This is a genomic window from Brasilonema angustatum, assembly GCF_059505445.1.
Map to the genome: position 1 here is coordinate 59,025 of NZ_JCACKO010000011.1, position 17,155 is coordinate 76,179.

The following is a 17,155-nucleotide window of genomic DNA, read 5'->3' on the forward strand; positions in this document are numbered from 1 at the left end:
CCGACTTACTTAAACAGGAGTGAGGGAGGGAACGAGGAAAGGAGCGAGGGAAGAGTTAATGCTCAATAAGTCTTTTCTCTCACTCTCACACTCCCTTATACCATTTCACGAAATCCCTGATACAAATGATTGGTTTCTAATTCTTTCCCCCTACTCCCTGCTCCCTGCTCCCTGCCCCATTTGTATCAACCTTAAAGTGAAACGGTATCACTTCCCCACTCTCCCTATCTGTTTCACTTCCTGACTTTCAAAATATATGGAAGTTCAATCAGCATTTAGTTAACATTTCTTTATCATGAGAAAAATGACAAAATACTGTGTAACTTAATTCACCAATGCTCACTCTTATTAAAGACTTGGCAATCAAACTGGCACCTCGCTTAATTGAGATTCGCCGTCATATCCACTCTCACCCAGAACTTAGCGGTCAAGAACAGCAAACATCTGCTTTTGTTTCTGGTGTTTTATCTTCTAATGGTCTTCACGTAAAAGAGCGGGTGGGTAAAACTGGCGTTGTTGCAGAACTGCAAGGAACTGGCAAAGATGAGCGTCTATTGGCAATTCGCACTGATATGGATGCGTTACCAATTACAGAACGCGCCTGTCTAGAGTTCGCCTCTCGCTCACTAGGTATTATGCACGCTTGTGGTCATGATGTCCACACGACAGTCGGCTTAGGAACGGCAATGGTACTGTCTCAAATAGCAGAGGAGTTACCGGGTGGAATACGGTTCTTATTTCAGCCAGCAGAAGAAATAGCCCAGGGCGCTAGTTGGATGATAGACGATGGCGTAATGAACCAGGTTTCAAATATACTTAGCCTTCATGTTTTCCCTTCGATACCCGCAGGTTCGATTGGTGTGCGTTACGGCGCGTTGACGGCAGCTGCTGATACTTTAGAGATTATCATTATCGGTGAATCCGGACATGGTGCTCGTCCTCATGAGGCGGTAGATGCTATCTGGATTGCTTCCCAAGTCGTAACTACACTGCAACAAGCAATTAGCCGAACCCAGAATCCTTTACGTCCTGTCGTGTTAAGCATAGGGCAGATTAACGGTGGTAGAGCGCCAAATGTGATTGCTGATAAAGTGCAGTTGTTGGGAACAGTCCGTTCTCTCCATCCCGAAACCCGTGCTAATCTTCCAAATTGGATTGAAAAAATTGTCGCTAACGTATGTGAGCCGTACGGTGCAAAATATCAGGTAGATTATCGCCAAGGCGTGCCTAGCGTGCAAAACGATTATTTCCTAACGCAGTTGACGCAAACAGCAGCAGAACAAGCATGGGGTACCGATCGCGTTCAAGTGTTACCCGAACCTTCTCTTGGTGCTGAAGATTTTTCTGTTTATTTAGAACACGCTCCTGGTAGTATGTTTCGCTTGGGTGTGGGCTTCAAAGATAGGCTCATCAATTACCCGCTGCACCATCCACTCTTTGAGGTGAATGAATCTGCCATTATTACTGGAGTTGTGACGATGGCGTATACAGCTTACAAATACTGGCACCAAACTTGATAAACTTAATTTTAAAGAAAAACTCCCACCATCTAGCACGTGTTGGGAGTTGGTATTATAGCACAACTAACCACAAGATGCAAATTTTTGTGTCTTGTGGTTCCAGAAACTACTTAGCGCCGACTACGCCCAATTTCTTTTGAATCTCGGTCTTAGCAGCTTTAAATTCTGTAGCCAATTGCTCGCTTTGCTCGGTGTTCAAGTTGTTGCGAATAGCAGCAAACATCGAGCTTTCTTCTTGACGTATGTGGTCACCAACAGCATCCATTAGCTGTTTGATTTGACCTTTGAATTGCTCTATGTTAGAGGGGTTGATACCCTTGATTTGCTCTAACATCTTCTTCATTTGCGCTTGCTCGTCGTACAGTTCTTGAGTATCGTTCTGACCGTAAAAAGGACGTACTCTCGGGTAGACGACTTGCTCTTCAGCTTCAGCGTGAGCACTCAAATCCTTGTATATTTGACCAAAGTACTCTTGAATCTTTTGGGGATCATTGCTTGCCAAAAGTTGAGTGAACAAGGTGTTAACCTTGCCGTGATCCAAACGAATAACATCTTGGATGTTCAGATCCTTCTTGTCAGTGTTTTGGGTAACAGCACTACCTAAAACGCCACTGACTGCAGCCATAGCGTCTTGAACGCGTGCCCAAATTCCTTGATCAGCATCAAGTCCCGTCAGTTCACGGACACCCAAAACTTCTAGAACACCTTTGAGTTGCTCTTGGTGGGCGCGGTTCTCAAAGTTAATTGTATTTAGAGGTGCGATCGCCAGCAATACGTCAGCACCAATTTTTTGTGCTGCTTTGTGAACAGTCAAGCCGCTCATAACTTGTTGGTGCTTCAGCAATTCATGCTGAAATACTTTCTCGTACAGGCTCATATCAGAGCCTTGCTGCAATTTACGAACCTTTTCAATCATTTCTGTAATGGTTTTTTTTGGCTCGGCTTGGATGCCATACTGACCAATAACAGTTTCCAGAACACCCAGGTTCTTTTGGTCATCATTGAGCATATTCCGAAGGCGCTCAGCTATTTCTTGATCGCTGACTTCTTTAATCAACTGCTGCTCATTTTCAATCAGCAATTGTTGAAGTGCTTTGATATCTGCCAGCTTCACAGCAAGAGCAGAACGCTTGGTATCATCTAGTGTTACAACCATTTTCTGGTATCCCCTCAGGATCAAGTTTTTCGCGTTATTTCCTCTCTCAAAGTGACACAGCTATCAAGAAGGTTCCATCTTTCTTTTGACCGATAGCTCATAAACCATGGGTAGAAAAAGGAGAAGAAAACTTAATAAGTTTTTATGTTCTACTTTGAGATAGATAATTGTTTTTTTAATGCTCATTCGGCAGATAGATTAATTTTTAATACTAGTTTTCTAGATTTACGCAAGAAAAGTCAAAAAAGGATATCAATTCAGAATGCCCGATAATCAGGGGTTAGGGGAGCAGGCACTGAACAAAGCTGTAGAAATCGCGTTATCTAGCCAGTTAGATAAAGTAGAATGTCTCGATGTAGATGTCAAAACAGACCCACTGAAAGTGATTCAAGGAGAAGTTGATTCAGTTTCAATAGAAGGCAAAGGATTGGTAATCCAAAAAGACCTCCGAGCGGAGGAGTTGAAAATGCAAACGGGTAGCGTTGCTATTAATCCTTTGAGTGCAGCTTTTGGTAAGATTGAACTGACAAAACCAACGCAAGCAAGTACACAAGTTGTTTTGCTCGAAAACGATATCAACCGTGCCTTCAACTCAGAATATGTCCGTTCACAGTTGCAAAGCCAGAAAATTCACGTCAACGGGCAGTTAACAACAATTATTCCTCAACACGTGGATTTTCATTTACCTGGCAATAATAAAGTCGCATTAAGCGCTACTATTCTATTAAAAGAAACGAATGAAACTCACCAAGTCGCTTTTTCCGCAGTACCGAAAGTGAGTGCAAATGGAGAAACAGTTTCTCTAGAAAATGTTGAGTATGGTGATACACAGGAAATATCACCAGAGTTGACAAAAGCTTTGATAAATGCAACAAGTGAAATTCTGAATCTGAGTAACTTTGATTTAGAAGGAATAACTCTACGAGTTAAACAACTTGAAGTGGAAACACCTAAACTGATACTGCAAGCTGAAGCTCACGTAGAGCAAATTCCCTCCGCATAAAATTAGGATCCTTAAGGAGAGTAAAAATTATGGAAACTACAGAAAGAACTTCGACACCGTTCCCAAATCTGCCACCAGTTATTGAGAGTGATGATAGAGAGTATCACGATACTGGTGTACCTAGCACTGTTGCGATCGCAGGGCATCCCTTACACCCCCTGAGTGTCGTCTTTCCCATAGCTTTTTTAGCCGGCGCTTTGGGTAGCGACTTCGGCTACTGGTTAACTCATGATTTCTTTTGGGCAAAAGCTTCGCTGTGGTTGATCGGACTGGGATTGCTTGGAGGCGTTTTAGCAGCGCTGATCGGCATTAGCGATTTTTTGCAAATTGAACGAGTCCGCAAGCGTTCTGCTGGCTGGGCGCACCTGACTCTTAACGTAGCGATCCTAGTCTTGAGCGCCGTTAACTTCATTCTGCGTCTCGGCAACCCTGAGTCAGCAATATTACCTTGGGGACTCATACTCTCACTCATTGTCGGTACGCTGACGAGTGCTTCTGGCTGGTTCGGTGCTGAACTATCCTATCGCCACAAAATTGGTGTGGTGGGTGCTGGTAGCAGAAGATATCCGTGACAATCTTTTAGATTTCGCAAATCCCAACCTAAAAAGCTTTGGTGCAAGGACTAAAATCTTTGTTAGTTCCTGGTTGCGAAAATGCTATCAAAACCAACTCAAACCTTTTATATTATCGTCTGTATGCTCATCGTTGTAACGATGGGCTTTTTCTTTAAGTACTACACTGGTCCTGCTCATGAGTGGTTTAATGATTACGGAGCAGCTGTTTTTTATGAAATATTCTGGTGCTTATTTGCATTTGTGTTTTTTAGAAATCGGGCAGCTGTGAAGGAAATTCCTCTGTGGGTATTTCTTATCACCTGCATACTGGAATTTTTACAATTATGGCATCCACCTTTGTTAGAGGAGTTTCGCACTACCTTGATAGGTAAATGGTTAATTGGTACCACCTTTTCTTGGTGGGATTTTCCTCATTATGTGTTGGGTTGTGTTTTAGGTTGGTTGTGGTTGCGTCAATTACATCCTAAAGGTTATGCAAAAAAAAGTTAAAGTTAAACCTAATTCAAAAATTCAAAAGATTGAGGAAGAAGCTGATGGTACTCTTAAAGTGCATCTAAAATCCCCTCCTGTAGATGGCAAGGCTAATGAAGAGTTAATTAAACTACTAGCGGAAAAATTTGATGTGTCAAAATCGCATATCAAAATTAAGTCTGGTTTATCTTCTCGGCAAAAGCTGATTGAGATTGATACAGATTAGACTATCTCAGATTTAACAAGCTAACTCAAAGGCAAGCGACTGTCGTACATGGTTTTTCAACTTGTTTGCATCTGCCCGTGGACGCTACACAAACAAGAACACTAAGAAAACGAATGAGTGTAACAACTCTATTTCTTTTATAGCGTGAACAGACTGTCCGCCCTGATCTAAAAGTCACTATTTCCTGATGAGGTAAATATCTTGCCCGTTTGAAATATTGAACGGGCAAGACTTGCATCTCAAAAAACACACAAGAAATGAATCTTGTTAGAAGTATGACTAAGGCTTTAACTCTTCTGTAATACTAATATAGGCAGGTTGTGCTTTCACTCTTTCTATCCAATCTTGGATAGCAGGAAATTGTGTTAAGTCAAATCCACCTTCATCTGCGACATGAGTGTAAGCAAACAAGCCAATATCAGCAATTGTATAACGATCTCCTACAAAATAAGCGTGGTTGGATAAGTGTTTTTCCATCACCCTAAGAGCTACGTAACCAGGCTCACGTTTTTGCTCTATAACTTGATGGTATTCCTGAGCCTTATTTAAAATAGAAATCCAAAATCTCAGTGTAGCGATATAAGGCTCATGGCTATATTGTTCAAAGAATAACCATTGCAGTACTTGGGCTTTAAAAAAGGGATCATATGGTAAAAACTCTGTTCCTTCACTCAGATAAATCATAATGGCATTTGATTCAGCTAAATATTTCCCTGGTTCAACTTCCAAAACGGGAATTTTTCCGTTGGGATTTTTACCTAAGAATTCTGCCGTTCGAGACTCACCTTTAGTGATATCAACCTCTATCCTCTCAAATGGCATGCCAATTTGCGTCAATAAAAGACGAATCTTGTAACCATTGCCAGAGGGTAAAAAATCATACAAACGCAGGTTTTTCATGCCAAAAAGTTGAGATGAAATGGTTAATGAATTATGCCGTACAAATACAGCATATTATCGAAAAATACAAATAAATATGCTAAAATTGTTTGATATATAGCATTTTAGTACGAAACACAATTCTCTGATTAATAAAAAATAAAAGTAATATTTATTGCAGGATTTCGACGTTGTAATCTTAATAAGCGATAGAATAAAAACTATGTGTGGAAGATTTACTTTAATCCAAACAGCAGAAGCATTATACGAAACCTTACATGTAGAAAAACTTCCCGATCTAGAGCCGCAATATAACATTGCTCCTACGCAAATGGTCGAGGCAGTCTTGTATAATCAAGAAAGTGAAGAGCGCAAATTTCAGAAGTTACGTTGGGGATTAATTCCCTCTTGGTCAAAAGATTTAGGAATCGGAGTCAAGCTGATCAACGCTAGGGCAGAAACAGTAGCAGAAAAACCAGCTTTCCGCTCTGCATTAAAGCACCGTCGCTGTTTGGTAGTAGCAGACGGCTTTTACGAATGGCAGCATCAAGAAAATCAAAAACAGCCCTATTATTTTCATCTGCAAGAAGGAAAACCTTTTGGCTTTGCAGGGTTGTGGGAGCAATGGCGCTCGCCCGAAGGTGAAGAAATCACATCCTGTACAATTTTGACCACAGAGGCAAACGAATTAGTGCAGCCGATTCATCAGCGTATGCCAGTTATTCTTCAACAGCAGGATTACGATGTGTGGTTAAATCCAGAAGTACAAACACGTGAACCGCTACAACAACTGCTGCGCCCCTACCCATCCGAAGCGATGACTGCTTACCCAGTCAGCAAAGTTGTCAACAGCCCCAAGCAAAATATTTCAGATTGTATTAAGCCTTTGTAATTTTTCATGAGGTCTTAATCAGTTAGATTAACTTGTAGTGAGTCTTCAAGCACTGACTAAACACCCAGTCATTGTCATGATTGCGGCAAACCTATCACATAAGCCGTTATGCCAAGAACCCAGAAAAACGATAACTTTGTTGACAAAAGCTTTACAGTCATGGCAGATCTGATCCTCAAGCTTCTGCCAACTAATAAAAAAGCTAAAGAAGCCTTTGTTTATTACCGAGATGGAATGTCCGCTCAGTCGGAAGGAGAATATGCTGAAGCCTTGGACAACTACAAAGAGGCATTAGAACTAGAGGAAGACACTAACGACCGAAGCTATATCCTCTATAACATGGGTTTGATACACGCCAGCAACGGCGAACATGACAAAGCTCTAGATTTGTATCATCAGGCACTCGAATGTAATCCACGCCTACCCCAAGCTTTGAACAACATCGCTGTCATTTACCACTATCAAGGGGAAAAAGCAAAACAAGCAGGAGACGAAGACGGGGGGGAAGCATTGTTTGACAAAGCGGCTGATTACTGGATTAGAGCTATTCGCCAAGCTCCCAATAACTACATCGAAGCTCAAAACTGGTTAAAAACCAGTGGACGCTCCCAAATTGACGTATTCTTTTAATAATTTGTCGTTAGTCGTTTGTCATGATACTAATGACTAATGACCCTTCGGGGATGACCTGCGGTCACGCTGCGCTAACGCCAGTCGCCTACGGAGGGAAAACGCCAGGTGCTATAACGGGGGGGAACCCCAACGCTCTTATCCTGCGACGGGAAACCCGTCTATGTCCTGCGGACACGCTTTGCTATCAGCACTGGCTCCCCTACCAAGAGCGCTGGACTCACTAATGACTAATGACTAACCATGATTGACCGTGAACAAGTTCATAAAGTAGCTCATCTTGCGCGTTTAGAGCTGACGTCTGAAGAAGAAGAGAAATTCACAACTCAGTTGGGAAGTATTCTTGACTATTTTGAACAGCTGAGTGAATTGGATGTGAATAATGTGCCACCAACATTACGAGCAATTGATGTGAAGAATGTGACACGAGCAGATGATTTACAAGCTTATCCCAACCGCGAAGATATTCTTGAGAGTGCGCCGGAACAAGAAGGGAACTTTTTTAAGGTACCTAAAATATTGAATGAGCAATAGTTAGGATTTATTGGTTAAGTAGCTCAACCAAATTAAACGTGAAATGTCATTGCGAGCAAAACGCAGTGGAGCGAAGCAATCGCAAGAATCGTATTTTCTGTTTTTTATGTTGAGCTACTTAGTAGTTAAAAGTTAGTCATTGTTAGTAACAATTTACAATGCTGCTAGTAGTTCTATCTAAAGATACTCATGCCATTGTTGATTATTAAATATAACTAGTAGTGATTAAGGACTAACTACTAACTAAACTTATGGGCTTGGGAATCCTCAAGGATGGTCAATGGGTCAGTTCTCGCGAGCAAGAAGACTCACAAGGTAAATTTCTCCGTCCTTCAACAACTTTCCGGAACCACATTACAGCAGATGGTTCTAGCGGATTTAAAGCAGAATCAGGGCGCTATCACTTGTACATTTCCTGGGCGTGTCCTTGGGCACACCGCACCGCTATTATGCGCCAATTGAAAGGGTTGCAAGATGTGATCAGCATGTCCGTGGTAGCGGCAGAAATTCATGATAACAGCTGGGAATTTTCTGATGAACCAGGGAGCATTCCCGATACAGTCAATGGAACTCAGTATCTCTGGCAAGTTTATCTCAAAGCTGATCCCAACTATAGTGGACGGGTGACAGTCCCAGTTTTATGGGATACACAAACTGGGACAATCGTCAATAACGAATCCCGCGAAATTATACGGATGTTAGATACAGAGTTTAATGCCTTCGCGAAACAAGATGCAAACTTTTATTCAGAACATTTTCAAAAAGTTATTGACGAGACTATTGATGCAATTTACCAGCCGATAAATAATGGTGTTTACCGCGCGGGTTTCGCCACAATGCAATCAGCTTATGATGAAGCGGTAACCGAACTTTTTGATGCTCTTGATCACTGGGAGCAGGTGTTAGGAAAGCAGCGCTATCTTTGTGGTGAACAAATCACTGAGGCGGACTGGTGTATGTTTACAACCTTGTTTCGCTTTGATGCGGTTTATTATGTACATTTCAAATGTAACTTACGTCGGATTGTAGATTATTCCAATCTGTGGAACTATCTCAAAGACCTTTATCAACAGCCAGGAGTTAAAGAAACTTGTAACCTGGACCACATCAAACGGCATTATTACAGAAGTCATCCTAAGGTTAACCCAACTCGAATTGTACCGAAAGGACCGATTATTGATTTTGATGCACCGCATAACCGCGACGAACTTCGTGCAGCGATAAAAGTTTAGCTTCTTCGCCGTAAGCCCCACGCTATAACGGTACTCCGTTTAGCGCTGGGATATAACCCACATTCCGCACCCTAAAGTGTCACACTACGAATTTTGGACGTTTGAAGATTTTGAATTGGCGATCACTAACCCAAATTACCCGACAATTGTATAAAATACAGCCTTTGTGGTAGAGACAAATCAGAAAAAACCGATTGTGACAGTAGCGGGTGCGGAATGGAAGTTTTAAGGGGAGTCGCCGCAGGCGGGGGGATCTTTTACACCCCCCACTCTTGATCAAATTCATTCAGCAAGCAGAATTTTCCAACTTCTCAAGCAAAACCACAGCATACGCACAAATACCTTCCTCGCGTCCAGTAGGACCAAGTTTTTCGTTGGTAGTCGCTTTGACACCAACTTGATTTGGCTGCAGTTGCAAAACTTTCGCTATTGTTTCCCGCATCTTCTCAATATGGGGTTTCAATTTCGGGCGTTCCGCCACAACCACTGAGTCAACATTACCTATTTGCCAACCATGTTGACGAACCAACTGATGAACTTGACTCAACAGTACCAAACTATCTGCCCCTGCCCATTGGGGATCTGAGGGAGGAAAATAATGTCCAATGTCCCCCAAAGAAAGCGCCCCCAGCATAGCATCCATGATCGCGTGTGTCAGAACATCAGCATCGCTGTGTCCTAGCAAACCCAAGGAGTGGGGTATATGAACTCCGCCTAGAATGAGGGGGCGATCGCTCACCAAGCGGTGGATATCGTAGCCGTTACCAATACGAATATTCATTTTTTAGTCATTAGTCATTAGTCATTAGTCATTAGTCATTAGTTAGTACTCACAAGTCAAGAGTTTGGTAGAAAACGAAGCGAGGATTGGGAGTTATAATTTCTGCGCTACTCCTCGTGCTCCCTGTGCTTCTCTTTCCAACTTTTGAACAAATCAGGGCGGCGCAGGCGTGTTCTGGTGATTTGTTGTTCATAACGCCACTTAGAAATTGCAGCATGATTGCCAGAAAGCAAGACCTCAGGAACTTTCCAGCCACGAAACACCGCAGGACGGGTATACTGGGGATAGTCCAACAATGCCTCTTCAAAGCTTTCTGCCGTTAGGGACTCGACTTTACCCACTGTTCCCGGTAAGAGGCGTACGACACCATTCATTAATGCCATTGCTGGAATTTCCCCACCAGTCAGAATAAAATCCCCTAAAGAGACCTCGCGGTCAACTAAATGCAGCACTCGCTCATCCACTCCTTCGTAATGACCACAAATTACTACCAATTGATCATAATTCGTTACCAATTCTCGTAACAGTGGCTGATTCATCGTTTGACCTTGAGGACTCATCATAATAACCTCTCGTCGATGTAAAACTGGCAGCGATTCTACAGCAGCAAAGATAGGTTCTGGCTTCATCAGCATCCCCACACCACCGCCGTAAGGTTCATCATCAACTTTCCGGTGCTTGTCAGTGGTAAAGTCCCGTGGATTAATCAAATGCACTTGGGCAATCTGCTTTGCCAAAGCCTTACCTATCAGCCCGGTATTGAGAACAGAGGTAAAACAGTCAGGAAACAGCGTAACTATATCAAAGCGCACAGTATTTCGTATTGGAGGACACTAATCTAAAATTGGATGATTTGAAAACGATGTTGTGTCACGAGACAAATCAACATCATCAATTGTGTCTCAAAGTACCGGAAGTATTGGGTTTTCCGTGTCAACACAAGTTTTTCTAATTACTTAATTTATGTTTAAATATTGTCACATCTACATTTAAATTATTAAACTGAACCGAGTTAACAACTTCTTCCGATGCATCTAGCTTGCCTCAGCAAAAAGTGTGTCAAGATCTGCTTTTCTCCCTCCACTGTGAAGTGTTGGTGGTATGAGGTAGGGAACCCGAGAGACATGAACTCAGGGTATGAAATAAAGAATCTCGTTGTTTTTCTTCATGAACAAATTTACAGACTTCAAACCAAATTTTCATGGACACAGGTGTTCAAATCACCTTCTTACCTTACACCAGTACGGGCGCAATTCCTTGCGCCCGTATAGACCCAGAGGCGCAAAGCTTTGTGCCCCTGTACCATACCCTACTGGGAGCGAATGTGAAAAAACAAACCCAAAAGGAACGGCAAAGGACATTCCACAAACTGAGGCATTTTGTACATGAAGCACTGTCCTCCATAAGAGGCAAAGCATAAAAAGAATCAGGCGAAAGCTAACTTGTTTAATGGACCTGAAGTTGTTGACAGGAGAACAAACACAATGCCGCAATTAAAAGTCAAATCGCTGGAAATGAGGACACCCCAAGCAACTAAAACCGCCGTTATGGTCATCGGAGGCGCAGAAGACAAAGTACATGGACGCGAAATTTTGCGGACATTTGTCAGTCGGTCTGGTGCCGGCAATGGCCATATTACAATTATCCCGTCTGCCTCACGCGAACCAAGCATCATAGGTGGTAGATATATTCGTATTTTTGAAGAAATGGGTGCTAAGAAAGTCGAAATCTTAGACATTCGAGAACGGGATCAATGTAAAGATTCTTACATCCAAACATCTCTAGAAAACTGTACAGGAGTGTTTCTGACAGGGGGAGACCAATTGCGTCTGTGTGGCGTGCTATCTGATACGCCAGCAATGGATATTATCCGGCAACGCGTTAGATCTGGACAACTCACTGTAGCAGGGACGAGTGCTGGAGCGGCTGTGATGGGGCATCACATGATCGCAGGGGGTGGTAGCGGCGAATCGCCAAATCGCTCCCTAGTGGATATGGCTACAGGTTTGGCATTGATCCCAGAGGTGATAGTAGATCAACACTTCCACAATCGCAATCGTATGGTGCGGCTGATGAGCGCGCTGGCAGCTCATCCAGATCGTTTAGGGATTGGGATTGACGAAGATACATGTGCCATGTTTGAGCGGGATGGGTGGCTACAAGTCTTAGGCAAAGGTAGTGTTACGATTGTAGATCCAACTGAGGTCACTCACACGAATGAGCCACATGTCGGAGCAACTGAACCCTTAAACATCCATAATCTACGACTGCATCTTCTCAGTCATGGTGATCGTTATCACATGTATCAGCGTACAGTATTACCTGCTGTATACCGTGTCTCCAGCTGACGATATGAGTAGCTGATGTTACATTAGTAAGCGAAACAAACACTGAATTGACCGCTAGATTTTAGGTTGCTTGCAGCCAAAAAAATGAGAATAATACGATCTAAGAAGAAAAAACTGTTTACTATGAACAGTTAAGCGGTCAATTCCAGTAAGAAACTAGAATATTGGTTCCGAATCTCCATCTACCTATTTCCCATGAGAATCCTCAAGATCCAGACCTTACGCGGCCCCAACTATTGGAGCATTCGACGCCACAAGCTAATTATCATGCGCCTCGATTTAGAAAACCTTGCCGAGACGCCCACAAACGAAATTCCCGGCTTCTATGAAGGATTAGTGGAGGCTTTGCCCAGTCTGGAAGGTCATTTTTGCTCACCGGGCTGTCGTGGTGGTTTTTTGATGCGAGTGCGCGAAGGCACCATGATGGGCCATGTTGTGGAACACGTAGCCCTAGAACTGCAAGATTTGACTGGAATGAACGTAGGCTTTGGTCGGACCCGAGAAACTTCAACATCGGGAGTATACCAGGTAGTGCTCGAGTATCTGAACGAGGAAGCGGGACGCTACGCTGGCAGAGCAGCAGTGCGGCTATGCCAAAGTATAGTTGATCGGGGTCGTTATCCAAAGGCAGAGTTAGAGCAAGATTTGCAAGACCTGAAAGACTTATGGCGTGATGCGGCATTAGGACCGAGTACAGAAACACTTGTCAAAGAAGCAGAAAAAAGAGGCATTCCTTGGATGCAACTGGGCGCACGCTTTTTGATTCAGTTGGGCTACGGCGTGAATCAAAAGCGGGTACAAGCGACGATGACAGACAATACCAGCATCCTGGGAGTAGAACTGGCCTGCGATAAAGAAGCCACCAAACGCGTTCTTGCCAACGCTGGAGTCCCAGTACCAAGAGGTACCGTCATCAACTTCTTGGATGATTTACAAGAAGCCATAGAATACGTTGGCGGCTACCCTATTGTCATCAAACCTTTAGATGGCAATCACGGACGCGGTATCTCCATCAATATCACTTCCTGGGAAGAAGCGGAAGCTGCCTACGATTCTGCAAGACAGGTTTCCCGAGCAATTATTGTTGAGCGGTATTACACTGGGCGGGATCACAGGGTACTGGTGGTGGATGGCAAAGTTGTGGCAGTTTCTGAACGTGTGCCAGCTCATGTGGTGGGTAATGGCAAATCTACCATCTTTGAACTCATTGACCAAACTAACAAAGATCCAAACCGTGGTGAAGGACATGATAATGTCCTCACCAAAATTGAACTCGACCGTACCAGCTACCAACTCATGGAAAAGCAAGGTTTCACTCTTAATAGTGTGTTACCTAAGAACGAAATTTGCTATCTGCGGGCAACGGCAAACTTGAGTACAGGGGGCAGTGCCATAGACCGTACAGATGAAATTCATCCAGAAAATATTTGGCTGGCACAACGGATAGTGAAAGTTATCGGTTTGGATATTGCAGGAATTGATATTGTCACAGCGGATATTAGCCGTCCCTTGCGAGAAATGGATGGTGTGATTGTAGAAGTTAATGCTGCTCCCGGATTCCGGATGCATGTTGCTCCAAGTCAAGGGATCTCTCGTAATGTAGGAGGAGCAGTCATAGATATGCTGTTCCCAGCGGATAAAATCAGTCATATACCCATTCTTGCCGTAACGGGGACTAACGGCAAAACTACCACGACTCGGCTGTTGGCACACATTTTTAAGCAGACTAATAAAGTCATAGGTTATACAACGACAGATGGGACATATATCGGGGATTACTTGGTAGAGTCAGGAGACAATACAGGCCCCCAAAGTGCCCAACTCATCCTGCAAGATCCAACAGTGGAAGTGGCGGTACTGGAAACTGCTCGTGGTGGTATTCTCCGGTCTGGACTGGCTTTTGAAAACGCTAACGTGGGCGTGATATTAAACGTTGCCTCTGACCACCTGGGCATAGGCGATATTGATACTATTGACCAGTTGGCGCATCTCAAGAGTGTGGTCGCTGAAGCTGTGTTTCCTGACGGTTACGCAGTGCTTAACGCTGATGATCACAGAGTTGCTGCTATGGCAGAAAAAACAAAAGCCAATATTGCCTACTTCACTATGAATCCGGAATCGGAATTGGTGCGAAAGCACATTCAAAAAGGAGGAGTAGCCGCAGTCTATGAAAATGGCTATCTGTCAATCTTAAAAGGTGATTGGACACACCGGATTGAACGGGCAGAAAATATACCCCTGACAATGGGTGGACGTGCGCCGTTTATGATCGCCAATGCTTTAGCAGCTTCTTTGGCAGCGTTCGTACAAAATGTGAGCATAGAACAAATTCGTGCTGGCTTAAATACCTTTCGCGCTTCGGTGAGTCAAACACCGGGACGAATGAATTTATTTAATTTGGGCAACTACCATGCTTTGGTAGATTATGCCCACAACCCAGCTAGTTATCAAGCCTTAGGTGCTTTCGTCCGCAACTGGATTTCTGGCAAACGGATTGGAGTTGTTGGCGGGCCTGGCGATCGCCGCGACGAAGATTTCGTTATGCTTGGCAAACTAGCAGCGGAAATTTTTGACTCTATTATCGTCAAAGAAGATGACGACACCAGGGGACGAGCACGCGGTAGCGCTGCTGATTTAATTGTTCAAGGTATCAAGCAAACTAACCCCAACTATCAGCATCAAACAATTCTGAGTGAAACAGAAGCCGTTAACAGAGCATTGGACATGGCTCCAGATAACAGTCTAGTGGTCATTTTGCCAGAAAGCATTAGCCGCGCTATTGCCTTAATTACAGCACGTGGAGTCGTCAAAGATGAGATACTCCAGCAAACCAACCCGTCTACTATAGATTCTCAAATTGGGGTGAAATCTTCTGTAGTCAACACGCTGTTATAGTCCGAATCAGGCAGCACTGTAGGCGGTGACGACAACACCAAGTGCGGGAGGGGAGCCAGTACGCCCAGGCGTGAATCCAGCGCTGGACTCACCGTAAGGCGTGGCGTCAGCCATAGGGGTTTTCCGCTCTCACGGCGACTGGTGGAGCGCTACGCGATCTGCGGAGGTCTTGCCCGGAGGGGGGTCTCCCTCCAATCCCAGAGGGAACCCCAAAGCCCCCCTTGTAGCACAAGCAGGTTTTCCCGCAGCAGGTATATCGATCCCTATGGCTGACGCCATAGGGGTTTTCCGATTTGAAGTGAGTGCCGTTGATTTGTCATTACGTAAAGATAAATGACAAAAGACAAATAACTATTGTTTTTCTTCTTCCGGATTAGTATCTTCACTGGGATTTTTCAGTTCTTCCTTAAAACCCCGCAGAGTTTTCCCCAGTGCGCTGCCTAACTCCGGAATTTTTTTTGGTCCAAAAATCACGACAGCGACCAAAACAATGACACCTACTTCCGTCCATCCCAATCCAAACATAAGCCTCTACTCCATAAAACTAATACAACGCCGGACAAGTCCGGTATTTAAGTATAATTTCTGCTTCTGCGGGCTTTGATCAAAAAAAAGTATGTAAAACTGGGCGAGGATGGACAATGCGATGGCAACAGAGGCATCCATAGCCTGATTTTTCTCAATAAAACTATAGCTGTCGCCACAGGTCACCATGAGGGCACGACGATTATTCGTGGCAGTTTTGCAGTTTTACACAGGTTCAACCCCTTTACTAAGCTTACTCAAAATTGCCGAAAGTGCAAAATTGGGCGCACTTGTCTGTCGGGTTTGTTGTCAGAGTTTTAAACAAGCACCCGAGCGTGCTCCCGAAGCGTGGATTCAAGCAGGACGTCAATTATAGACGGTGGCTTTGTTTGAGCAGGATTTACCCAATGATTATGTATGTGAGCGCAGTGAAGACCCACTACCAAACCTACTATCAACTTCACAGATTTTTGACCAATCTTTTAGTTTTTTATCTTTTTTTACAAGAAAGATTACAAAAAGTAAAGAATTGTACGTAATTAGATGATTTGCAAGACAAAGCATAGTAGAACATAAAGAAAATATTAATTTGTTAGTTTTCTCTATCTATTCATTCATGAGTCGAATAATATTCACCGCTATCTTTAATAAAAATCACGCACGCTCGGAGTCATATTTTCATGGAGCTACTTCCACGACCTCAGCATAATAACCAACGACGCTTAAAGTTGGAGCCTGAGCCACTGTTGAATATGACACAGCTTTCTGTATTTGAGAAACCAGATATTGCAAGCGCAAAACTTGTGCGATCGTGCGATCAAAACAATCCAGACAACAAGCTACACCAGCGTATTGCCATTTTTATTGATGGTGCAAACTTGTTTTACTCAGCCATGCACCTCAATCTTGAAATTGATTACACTAAACTGCTGCGCTATCTAACAAAAAAGCGTCAACTGCTTAGGGCTTACTTTTATACAGGTGTTGATTACACGAACGATAAACAGCAAGGTTTTTTGATGTGGATGAGTCGCAATGGCTATCGTGTAGTGAGTAAAGAACTCATTGTGCTCCCTAATGGCTCTAAAAAAGCGGATTTGGATGTAGAGATAGCTGTCGATATGATGACCCTAGCAAGGTACTGCGACACTTTAGTTCTGTTGAGTGGAGATGGCGACCTTGCTTATGCTGTAGATAACATTACTTACCGAGGAGTTAAAGTGGAAGTTGTTAGTTTGGGTTGTATGACTAATGAAAGTCTGATTAGGGTTGCTGACTCTTATACTGACCTTGAACTTATCAAACAAGATATTCAAAAAAAGGTATCCGCTCAATAATTTGGATCGCATTAGTAGTTCGGAAACGATTTTCCACTATTTGAGGCTTGGCATTGAGCGATTTACGCCAAATCATTGAACGCTTACAAAAAAATTGGACTTTAGACTAGTTCGCGGTGCGAAACCCAAAAGCCTTACAGTGATTGAGATA

At 43.4% G+C, this 17,155-nt stretch carries 20 protein-coding genes; 15 read left to right on the plus strand and 5 right to left on the minus strand.

Features of this window, described 5'->3' with window-relative positions; translation table 11 throughout:
* Window positions 1–335 precede the first annotated feature (335 nt).
* A complete protein-coding gene (locus AC5JM2_RS02715; protein WP_495833375.1) occupies window positions 336–1,517 on the plus strand; it encodes a M20 family metallopeptidase in 1,182 nt (393 codons plus the stop codon).
* Window positions 1,518–1,626: 109 nt separating this feature from the next.
* Here the strand turns inward: AC5JM2_RS02715 and AC5JM2_RS02720 are convergent, their stop codons facing one another.
* Entirely contained in the window at window positions 1,627–2,676 is a 1,050-nt protein-coding gene (locus AC5JM2_RS02720; protein WP_495833376.1) for a hemerythrin domain-containing protein, read from the minus strand.
* A gap of 262 nt (window positions 2,677–2,938) precedes the next feature.
* Between AC5JM2_RS02720 and AC5JM2_RS02725 the strand changes: the two genes are divergently transcribed.
* The 4 genes from AC5JM2_RS02725 (at window position 2,939) to AC5JM2_RS02740 (ending at window position 4,951) form a co-directional block, all read left to right on the plus strand.
* Window positions 2,939–3,679, plus strand: coding sequence for an LmeA family phospholipid-binding protein (locus AC5JM2_RS02725; RefSeq protein ID WP_495833377.1), 741 nt, complete (start codon window positions 2,939–2,941; stop codon window positions 3,677–3,679).
* Between the two features lie 29 nt (window positions 3,680–3,708).
* Complete coding sequence (locus AC5JM2_RS02730; protein ID WP_495833378.1) at window positions 3,709–4,251, plus strand: DUF2231 domain-containing protein; 543 nt, start codon at window positions 3,709–3,711, stop codon at window positions 4,249–4,251.
* Window positions 4,252–4,332: 81 nt separating this feature from the next.
* Window positions 4,333–4,743 (plus strand): ribosomal maturation YjgA family protein, encoded by a 411-nt coding sequence (locus tag AC5JM2_RS02735; RefSeq protein WP_495833379.1) that lies wholly within the window; start codon window positions 4,333–4,335, stop codon window positions 4,741–4,743.
* Window positions 4,727–4,951: a DUF167 domain-containing protein gene (locus AC5JM2_RS02740; protein WP_495833380.1), complete on the plus strand. Its 225-nt coding sequence runs from the start codon at window positions 4,727–4,729 to the stop codon at window positions 4,949–4,951. Before AC5JM2_RS02735 ends, AC5JM2_RS02740 begins: the two co-directional genes overlap by 17 nt.
* 279 nt (window positions 4,952–5,230) lie before the next feature.
* Here the strand turns inward: AC5JM2_RS02740 and AC5JM2_RS02745 are convergent, their stop codons facing one another.
* The gene (locus AC5JM2_RS02745; protein WP_495833381.1) at window positions 5,231–5,851 is read right to left on the minus strand and encodes a glutathione S-transferase family protein; all 621 of its coding nucleotides are present in this window, start codon (window positions 5,849–5,851) and stop codon (window positions 5,231–5,233) included.
* A gap of 202 nt (window positions 5,852–6,053) precedes the next feature.
* Here AC5JM2_RS02745 and AC5JM2_RS02750 point away from each other — a divergent pair, with 202 nt between their 5' ends.
* The 5 genes from AC5JM2_RS02750 (at window position 6,054) to AC5JM2_RS02770 (ending at window position 9,118) form a co-directional block, all read left to right on the plus strand.
* Complete coding sequence (locus tag AC5JM2_RS02750) at window positions 6,054–6,722, plus strand: SOS response-associated peptidase (RefSeq protein ID WP_495833382.1); 669 nt, start codon at window positions 6,054–6,056, stop codon at window positions 6,720–6,722.
* Between the two features lie 108 nt (window positions 6,723–6,830).
* Window positions 6,831–7,352, plus strand: coding sequence for a photosystem I assembly protein Ycf3 (locus AC5JM2_RS02755; RefSeq protein WP_495833383.1), 522 nt, complete (start codon window positions 6,831–6,833; stop codon window positions 7,350–7,352).
* Between the two features lie 32 nt (window positions 7,353–7,384).
* Entirely contained in the window at window positions 7,385–7,579 is a 195-nt protein-coding gene (locus tag AC5JM2_RS02760; RefSeq protein WP_495833384.1) for a hypothetical protein, read from the plus strand.
* Window positions 7,580–7,595: 16 nt separating this feature from the next.
* The gene (gatC, locus tag AC5JM2_RS02765) at window positions 7,596–7,886 is read left to right on the plus strand and encodes an Asp-tRNA(Asn)/Glu-tRNA(Gln) amidotransferase subunit GatC (protein ID WP_495833385.1); all 291 of its coding nucleotides are present in this window, start codon (window positions 7,596–7,598) and stop codon (window positions 7,884–7,886) included.
* 251 nt (window positions 7,887–8,137) lie between these two features.
* Entirely contained in the window at window positions 8,138–9,118 is a 981-nt protein-coding gene (locus tag AC5JM2_RS02770; RefSeq protein WP_495833386.1) for a glutathione S-transferase family protein, read from the plus strand.
* A 286-nt stretch (window positions 9,119–9,404) separates the two neighbouring features.
* Here AC5JM2_RS02770 and ispF read toward each other — a convergent pair whose 3' ends face one another.
* Together ispF and trmD are read right to left on the minus strand one after the other, a co-directional pair.
* Complete coding sequence (gene ispF, locus AC5JM2_RS02775; RefSeq protein WP_495833387.1) at window positions 9,405–9,899, minus strand: 2-C-methyl-D-erythritol 2,4-cyclodiphosphate synthase; 495 nt, start codon at window positions 9,897–9,899, stop codon at window positions 9,405–9,407.
* 107 nt (window positions 9,900–10,006) lie between these two features.
* Window positions 10,007–10,711, minus strand: coding sequence for a tRNA (guanosine(37)-N1)-methyltransferase TrmD (trmD, locus tag AC5JM2_RS02780; RefSeq protein WP_495833388.1), 705 nt, complete (start codon window positions 10,709–10,711; stop codon window positions 10,007–10,009).
* Window positions 10,712–11,100: 389 nt separating this feature from the next.
* Here trmD and AC5JM2_RS02785 point away from each other — a divergent pair, with 389 nt between their 5' ends.
* The 3 genes from AC5JM2_RS02785 (at window position 11,101) to cphA (ending at window position 15,142) form a co-directional block, all read left to right on the plus strand.
* Window positions 11,101–11,319: a hypothetical protein gene (locus tag AC5JM2_RS02785; protein WP_495833389.1), complete on the plus strand. Its 219-nt coding sequence runs from the start codon at window positions 11,101–11,103 to the stop codon at window positions 11,317–11,319.
* Window positions 11,320–11,383: 64 nt separating this feature from the next.
* Window positions 11,384–12,247 (plus strand): cyanophycinase, encoded by an 864-nt coding sequence (locus AC5JM2_RS02790; protein ID WP_495833390.1) that lies wholly within the window; start codon window positions 11,384–11,386, stop codon window positions 12,245–12,247.
* Between the two features lie 195 nt (window positions 12,248–12,442).
* On the plus strand, window positions 12,443–15,142 hold the full coding sequence (cphA, locus tag AC5JM2_RS02795) for a cyanophycin synthetase (RefSeq protein ID WP_495833391.1): 2,700 nt from the start codon (window positions 12,443–12,445) through the stop codon (window positions 15,140–15,142).
* A 351-nt stretch (window positions 15,143–15,493) separates the two neighbouring features.
* On the opposite strand, the gene tatA is transcribed toward cphA, so the two are convergent.
* Window positions 15,494–15,667 carry a twin-arginine translocase TatA/TatE family subunit gene (gene tatA, locus AC5JM2_RS02800; RefSeq protein ID WP_169264593.1) on the minus strand — a complete coding sequence of 58 codons (174 nt, stop codon included), beginning with the start codon at window positions 15,665–15,667 and terminating at the stop codon, window positions 15,494–15,496.
* Window positions 15,668–15,854: 187 nt separating this feature from the next.
* Here tatA and AC5JM2_RS02805 point away from each other — a divergent pair, with 187 nt between their 5' ends.
* Complete coding sequence (locus tag AC5JM2_RS02805) at window positions 15,855–16,043, plus strand: hypothetical protein (RefSeq protein ID WP_495833392.1); 189 nt, start codon at window positions 15,855–15,857, stop codon at window positions 16,041–16,043.
* Between the two features lie 304 nt (window positions 16,044–16,347).
* Window positions 16,348–17,004, plus strand: coding sequence for a LabA-like NYN domain-containing protein (locus tag AC5JM2_RS02810; RefSeq protein ID WP_495833393.1), 657 nt, complete (start codon window positions 16,348–16,350; stop codon window positions 17,002–17,004).
* The last annotated feature ends 151 nt before the right edge of the window (window positions 17,005–17,155 follow it).